The following is a 2,021-nucleotide window of genomic DNA, read 5'->3' as shown; positions in this document are numbered from 1 at the left end:
GTACAGTCATATCAATGCTCCTTTTCCATTTATCATCGCAATGTGTGGTTCGGATCTGAAAAACCTGAGCCTTACAATGGATAAATATAAAGACCGAATCTTAACAATTTATGAAGAGTCATCGTTTTTTTAGAAAATGTGACAAATTTGTGGCGGGCATCAGCTTTCATAAATTGTTAAGATTTACGTAGTATCTTATAACGTACTTAACTATGAACGATATATACTAAGGACACACGAGAAATAACATCAAGAATCATGAGGTGAGAGAGACATGACCCATCGAATATTAGTCGTAGAGGATGATCAGGATATTGGTGATCTTTTGGAGGAATCCCTTACGCGTGCAGGCTACGAGGTGCTAAGAGCCAAGGATGGAAAGCGAGCATTGCAACTTGTGGATGACTCGCTTGATTTGGTTATTTTGGATATTATGATTGAAACATGTCAGCACATCAGGAAATCCTCTAACGTCCCGATTCTGTTTCTGACGGCCAGATCGAGTACACTCGATAAAACTGAGGGGTTACTCGCCGGCGGCGATGATTATATGACTAAACCATTCTCGGAAGAGGAACTTCATGCTAGAGTGATTGCTCAATTACGCAGATATACTATCTATCAGGAAAAGAAGGAACAGGAAGAAACATTTCTTATCGGGGGCAAACTAAGAGTGAGCGAAGAATTTAATGAGGTCTGGAAAGAGGAGCAGCAAATCAAGTTGTCAGATCTGGAATATCGTATCCTGAAACTTCTGATGAGCAAACGCAACAAAATATTTTCTGCCCAAAATATATATGAGAGTGTGTGGGGACAGCCTTACTTTTACTGTTCCAACAATACGGTGATGGTGCATATTCGGAAGCTGCGCTCCAAAATTGAGGATGATCCGGCACGTCCGGTTTATATAAGAACTGAATGGGGAAGAGGATATCGATTTGGCGCATCGTAAATTTACGCTAACCAAAAAACTGGCTTTGCTGATCATGGTTGCTGCGTTTGTGAGTGGTGTGATCTTTCTGACGTTGCAAAAAATCACAGATGATCTGATCGAGGGATATCTGAGTTCGGATGAGTATTATCACGAGGAGTCAGCAAGATACATTCAAAAATTCCGCAAGTACGTTTCAGAAAATGAGTTGTCTACATCAGATAGAAAAGCGTTTGGTGAGTGGGTCAAAAAAGAAAATTACATTAACCTCACCATATTCAAGGATCAGGAGCTGCAATATGATTCCATTTATTCCGAATCGGATTATGGAAAGGAAAAGCTGACTCAGTACGCTCAAAATCATTCACATCCTGTCAAGTTTAGCGATGGCGAAGGAAGAGTCATTATCGACGGTTTCTACTCTTCCCGATATTATAGTCTGGCCTTTACATTGGATTTGCTCGGGGCAACCCTCATCTTTTTAATCATTGTTCTCTTTGGCATTCGCCAAAGTCTTCGCTACCTTAAAACGATTCACCAAGAGATTCATATTCTTGAAGGGGGCGAACTGGACTACGAGATGACGATAAAAGGGCATGATGAATTAGCGATGATTGCAAAGAGCATTGAGGATCTGCGGAAAGCTTTCCTGGACAAACTTAAAGCTATCGAGGAATTGCAAGCTGAGAGCCGCAGCCTGGTTACCGAAATGTCGCACGATATGCGCACACCGCTGACGTCGCTGATCATGAATCTGGAGTTTGCCAAAAAAGCGGGAGGCGAAGCGGGTACCAGCAAAGATCGGTATGTAGCCAATGCTTATAGTAAAGCACTGCAATTAAAAAGCTTGTCTGACAATCTGTTTGCGTATTTCCTGCTGGACAAGGAATATGAGGCCGATCTGGAGACCGTTGCAGTAAAAGAAGTGATCTACGATCTAATATCAGATCAGATTGCTATCCTTCATCAGAAGCATTTCCGGGTCCATATTTCAGGCGAGCTGCCGGAAACCTATATTAACGTGAATTTGGAGGAGCTTGGTCGTGTATTTGATAATGTGATGTCAAACTTATTTAAATACGCAGATCCG

Annotated in this window: 2 protein-coding genes; both read left to right on the top strand. The window is 41.8% G+C overall.

Features of this window, described 5'->3' with window-relative positions; genetic code table 11:
• Nucleotides 1-274 precede the first annotated feature (274 nt).
• The gene (gene yrkP / locus C1T29_RS15210; protein WP_208945494.1) at nucleotides 275-952 is read left to right on the top strand and encodes a two-component response regulator YrkP; all 678 of its coding nucleotides are present in this window, start codon (nucleotides 275-277) and stop codon (nucleotides 950-952) included.
• Nucleotides 939-2,021, top strand: a 1,083-nt coding sequence (gene yrkQ / locus C1T29_RS15205) for a two-component system sensor histidine kinase YrkQ (protein WP_208945493.1), incomplete at its 3' end; no start/stop codon positions are given. The genes yrkP and yrkQ, both read left to right, overlap by 14 nt.

Source organism: Bacillus sp. MBGLi79 (genome assembly GCF_002953915.1).
Note: the sequence above shows the minus strand (reverse complement) of the source record. Positions and strands in the feature narration are given on the sequence as shown.